Annotated in this window: 5 protein-coding genes; all 5 read left to right on the top strand. The window is 67.0% G+C overall.

The features are described from left to right. Nucleotides 1-203 precede the first annotated feature (203 nt). Nucleotides 204-422, top strand: coding sequence for a hypothetical protein (locus tag Q0817_RS19750; protein ID WP_062737455.1), 219 nt, complete (start codon nucleotides 204-206; stop codon nucleotides 420-422). A 266-nt stretch (nucleotides 423-688) separates the two neighbouring features. Then, nucleotides 689-1,777, top strand: a complete 1,089-nt coding sequence (locus tag Q0817_RS19745; RefSeq protein ID WP_298592114.1) for a hypothetical protein — start codon at nucleotides 689-691, stop codon at nucleotides 1,775-1,777. 694 nt (nucleotides 1,778-2,471) lie between these two features. Next, complete coding sequence (locus Q0817_RS19740; protein WP_298592111.1) at nucleotides 2,472-2,726, top strand: hypothetical protein; 255 nt, start codon at nucleotides 2,472-2,474, stop codon at nucleotides 2,724-2,726. 641 nt (nucleotides 2,727-3,367) lie between these two features. Further along, nucleotides 3,368-3,808 (top strand): LexA family transcriptional regulator, encoded by a 441-nt coding sequence (umuD, locus tag Q0817_RS19735; RefSeq protein ID WP_062737464.1) that lies wholly within the window; start codon nucleotides 3,368-3,370, stop codon nucleotides 3,806-3,808. A gap of 36 nt (nucleotides 3,809-3,844) precedes the next feature. Further along, on the top strand, nucleotides 3,845-4,999 hold a 1,155-nt coding region (locus Q0817_RS19730), incomplete at its 3' end, for a Y-family DNA polymerase (protein ID WP_298592108.1).

Genomic DNA, 4,999 nt, shown 5'->3' with positions numbered 1-4,999 from the left:
ACGCTAGGGGGAAGATTGCTGTATCCGGGGGTTCTCGCGGATAAGTGCCAATCCACAGGCGTCCCCTAATCGAGGGACGAAGCGCGCCGCAAGGGAGCTGGACTCGTCATGGGTCCAATGGAGTGGATGCGGCTGCCAGTCAGCAACGTGACACGCCCAACGACTTCCTAGCGCTAGCAAAAGCAGTGTGAGAGGGTGAGCACATGAAGGAGTACACACCCCCCAAGCTGTTCGGGCAGCGCGTCGCACTCAACATGCGCGTGAAGCCTGCTCAGCACCGCCGTGTGGCGGAGCGGGCAGCTGCGCTGGGCCTGTCCCAGGCTGACTATGTGGGTGCTCTGGTTGATCGTGACTATGGGCTGCCGAACCTGATTGACGACCGGCAGAACCAGGACAAGGACCAACTACCTCTTGACCATTAAATGACTGACGGCCCGCCGTGGTGGGCGGGCCGTCTAAGTCAATCAGCTGTCGCTAGTTTGGCGACCGGGGACAGCTGGTTCAACAGCTAACTGAATCGAATCTGTCATGAACCCAATACCAGGGGACTGTTGTGCCCCCTAGTGTAGCCGAGACGCGTCACCATGTGGAGTCCTCCCGGCTCCGTGCCGCCGACGTGACGTTGGCCGCTGACCTGCCAAAACCTCAGCACCCCCAAGAGTTCCCGTCGCGTACCCGTCGTGTGCGGGTGGAGCAGGAGCGGTCTAAGGCTGTCGTGCTGCGGGCGGTGCCCAAGGGCTGCCAGCTCGCCAAGCACGTCGCCGCCTGGCGCCGGGCCGTGTTGGACCACGCCGGCCTCGACCACCTGCGCGCTGATGCCCGGGCGAACCTGCTGGCCGTGGTGGAAATCATCTGCCACCAGCAGGACCCCGCCTCGCGCACCTGGCGCACGACCTGGGACTGGGTCGCGGAGAAGATCGACCGCTCCCGCTCCACCGTCGCGCGGGTAATCCGCCACCTGCGCGAGGCCGGGCTGCTGGCCGTGGTGGCCACCGGCCGCAGCGCGGGGCGCACCCCGGCCGCCACCGGCCGCACCCGCGGCGAGGCCCCCGTCTACGCGCTGATCCACAACACCGTCCAGCCGGCAGTTGAGCCTGTGGAGATAACTGACACCCCGGTCCCCACGAAGTGGGAGAATCTTTCCCCGCACGCGCGCGAAGAGCTTTCCCTGAAGGACGCGGCTACGCCGCGGCCCAGCCAAAAGCGCGCCGCGCAGCGGCGCGAGGTGGTCGCCGCCCTGAGTCGTCGTACAGCCCCGCTGTGGCCCCGTCATGCAACGACGGAGCCTCTGACGAAGCGGGTGACCCGTCGGGCGCGGAAAGAGACTCAGCGCGCGGCCGCCCTGGAGCTCCAGCACGAAGCCATCGTGCTGCGCCAGCTCACCACCGCCCATGTCGTGAGCGTGTGCCGCCCGTTCTTCCAGGCCGGATGGACCATCGCCGACGTGCTCACCGCCCTGGACTGGACCCCTCAGGGCACCCGTTACGGCTTCCTCACCGTGGAGGGCATCGACAACCCCGCCGCCTGGCTGGGCGCCAGGATGCGCGCCTGGACCCACCCCGACGGCACCCCGATGCGGTCGCGGGATCAGCGGGTCGCCGCCGAGGCCGCCCAGCGCCGGGCAGCAGCACGCGCGGCCGCCGAACGCTACGCGGCCCGCACAGCGGCCGCCGCGGCCATCCCCGCGTCCTCCCCTGCCCCTGGCCCCCGTCGGCCGTTCCGGCAACGCTGGGCCGCCCAGATTGCCGCCGGCCGCGCCGCCGCACCGCTAGCTTGATCCCGCCCCCAGCACAGGAGAACTGCCCCCCATGGCCGCACCTGCCTACCGGGGAGCCGCCGGAGTGCTCCCCGGCGGCTCCCTACCCGACCTAGCGCCGGCCGACACGCGGCTTCACCTTCCACCGCACCACGTACACGAATGCACACGTGTCCTACCCTGGGGACATCGATCAGCAACGGCCAGTACTCCTGCCGCAGATGGACGTATTCCTGCGTGCCACGGGAGTAGATGCTGATCGACGATGTTCCGACACCTCCCCCGTGCGGGCATCGGACGGGCCCTGCCGCCCCCTCGACTAGGCAGGGCCCGCCCCCTTTTAAGCCAGGCACCCGCTGAGAGAGTCCACCGGGACCACAGCATCGGCCCCCACGGCAGACGAAAGACCGGGACAAGCCCCGGCCTTTCGGGTGAGATGCCTTTCACCGACGCCCAGTGTCCTCCCCGTGCTGGCAGGCGTCTACTCCCGTGACCACGGCGCCTCGGAAGGCCCTCGAGGGAAGCACGAGACGAATCGGTTCAGGCGAACGTTGGACAAACACCAGGCATGCGCCGCGTTTCGATCCGGGAAACGCACTCCCGTACCCTTTTGCTGATGCGACAACGACAAAAGCGGGAGAGTCGTGCATTCCACGCGCGGCAAGGGACCGCCCATACCTTGGGGGCGCTGGGGGTCCTGGTCATAGGTGTGGCCGTGACCACGGCAGTGCTGGGCACCATGGTCGGACCCCCGGTGGACATCCTCCTCAGCGAACCGAAGTCCGAAGCTGCCGATGCCCGCGAACAGCTCCAGCAAGTGTTGGCCGCGGAGATGAGCTGGCATCATGCGGTGCTGGAAGACCTCGCCCCCACCCCGGCGGCCATGGCTGACACCGACCGCTACGTAGCCGGTGACATCGACCTCGACGAGCTCGCCCGACGCTCCCAAGAACGCCGCGGACAACCGTAATCCACCACCCAGAGAGCAACAGTGGACGCCTGGCCCTCTAGGATGCGTTGCCGTTCAGGGCGCAGTATTCATCGAGGTTTGCCTTGATGCCCTCCCCTAGCTACACCACCGACTAGGCGGAACTGTCCACCATGAGCTGCGTGAGTAGTTGTCTTCTGCGGTGCTGTGTCGAGGTAAGACCCAGTTCCGGCTCCTACCCTGACTACGTCGATGCGCCGCCTGGAACCTGCTGGACGTGAAAGACAATCCACCGGCAGGCAGGTGCCCTCATCGATGTGCGTCCAGGCTTGGCCGCTTCATGGACGTACGGGGCCCCGCTGAATCCCATGGCGGGGCCCCACCTACGACATCGCAAATCGCTCTGGTTGCCGGCACCCCACTGCGCGCCCGCCCACACCGCCCCCGCGTCCTCTCTCCTTCCTGGCCCCCGTCAGCAGTTCCGGCAACGCTGGGCCGCCCAGATCGCCGCCGGCCAGCACGAGGCAGCTGCTGCGGCCGCCTCGACTCCGTAGCCGGTCCCCCTTGGCGTGTCCGGTGGGCGGGGCAGAATCCGCCCCGTCCGCACCAGTCAAACCGCATATATGTACGATCTAAGCGGATATAATGGCTTTGGTGTCGAATAGGTGTTCTATCCTGGCGGCATGAGACACCCAGTTCCGCTCACCATTGACCGCCCCGTGCTGGTCTCTGCGGTCCTGGTCCGCGTCCCGGCTGGCTTCCCCTCCCCTGCCCAGGACAGCTTCGACGACGGCCGGATCGACCTCAACGAGGTCCTGATCAGAGACGTCACCTCCACCTACGCATTCCGGGTCACCGGAGACTCCATGGAAGGAGCAGGGATCTACCACGGCGACGAAATCCTCGTGGACCGATCCATCACCCCCAAACACGGTGATGTCGTGATCGCCGTCTACGACGACGAATTCACCGTCAAACGCCTGCACGTCCACGACCACGGCGTGGTCCTCCACGCCGAGAACCCCGCCTACCCCGACATCACGATTCCCTCGATGACCCAGCTCCAGGTATGGGGTGTGGTGACCTACTCGATCCACCACGTCCACTCCCGGAAACTGCACTAGCCAGGCTGGACAAGGTGGTAACCCGTGATTGCCCTGGTGGACGTTAACAATTTCTACGCCTCTTGCGAGGCCCTGTTCGAGCCCTCCCTGGCCGGCAAGCCCCTGGTGGTGCTCTCCAACAACGACGGATGCGTGGTCGCCCGCTCCCCCGAGGCCAAAGCCCTGGGGATCAAGATGGGTGACCCCTGGTTCCAGCTGCGCGCCGACGCGAAACGCTGGGGGCTGGAAAAGCGGTCCTCCAACTACCAGCTCTACGCCGACCTGTCGGAGCGGGTGATGCTGCTGCTGGCCCGCCACGCGATGGGGCAGGAGGTGTACTCCATCGACGAGTGCTTCCTCCTTCCGCCCGAGGGCACCCCGGCCGAGCAGGTCCGGTGGGCGCGCCGGCTCAAAGCCACCGTGGCCCGCAACGTCGGGCTGCCCGTGAGCATCGGCATCGCCAGCTCCAAGACGCGGGCGAAGATCGCCACCGAGACCGCCAAGAAGCTGCCCGCCACGCACGGGGTGGTCCACTGGGACCAGGCCCCGGACGGATACTGGGACCGGCTCATGGCGGCCCTGCCTGTCACCGAGGTCTGGGGGATCGCCGGGCGGCTGGCCAAGCGGCTGGAGGCGATGGGCATCGAGACCATCGCCGGCCTGCGTGATGCGGACCCGGTGGCCATCCGCCACAAGTTCTCTATCGTGCAGATGCGCACCGTGCTGGAGCTCAATGGTTATCCGGCTATCCCGGTCGAAGAAGAAGTAGCCAGCAAACAGCAGATTCTCGTCAGTCGGTCTTTCCCCGACCCCATCTGGGAGCCCGAAATTGTCGGGCAGGCCGTGGCGGAGTTCGCCCAGCGCGCCTCCCGCCGGCTGCGTAAAGAAGGCGAGGTGACCGGACGGTTCACGGTGTTCGCCAGCACCTCCCCGCACCGCCCGGGACCCTCACACAATGTCTCCGCACACGTGCGGCTGGGGGTGCCCACCAATGAGCCGGCCCCCCTGGTGGCCGCGGCCCGAGCGGCCCTGGCGCCCAAGCTGGTGCACGGGATGCAGTACATGCGCGCCGGCATCCTCTGTATGGACCTCGCCCGCGAGGGGGCCGTGCCTGTCCTGCCCGGCGTCATCGAACAACCAGCACCCCTTGGTGAGTTGATCGACGCCGTGAACCGTCGCTTTGGCACTGCCACCCTTGCGCTGGGGAGACTC

The sequence above is a fragment of the uncultured Kocuria sp. genome (assembly GCF_947500125.1).
Lineage (GTDB): Bacteria > Actinomycetota > Actinomycetes > Actinomycetales > Micrococcaceae > Kocuria.
The sequence above is the reverse complement of the archived record's forward strand: the minus strand, read 5'-3'. Positions and strand labels throughout refer to the sequence as shown.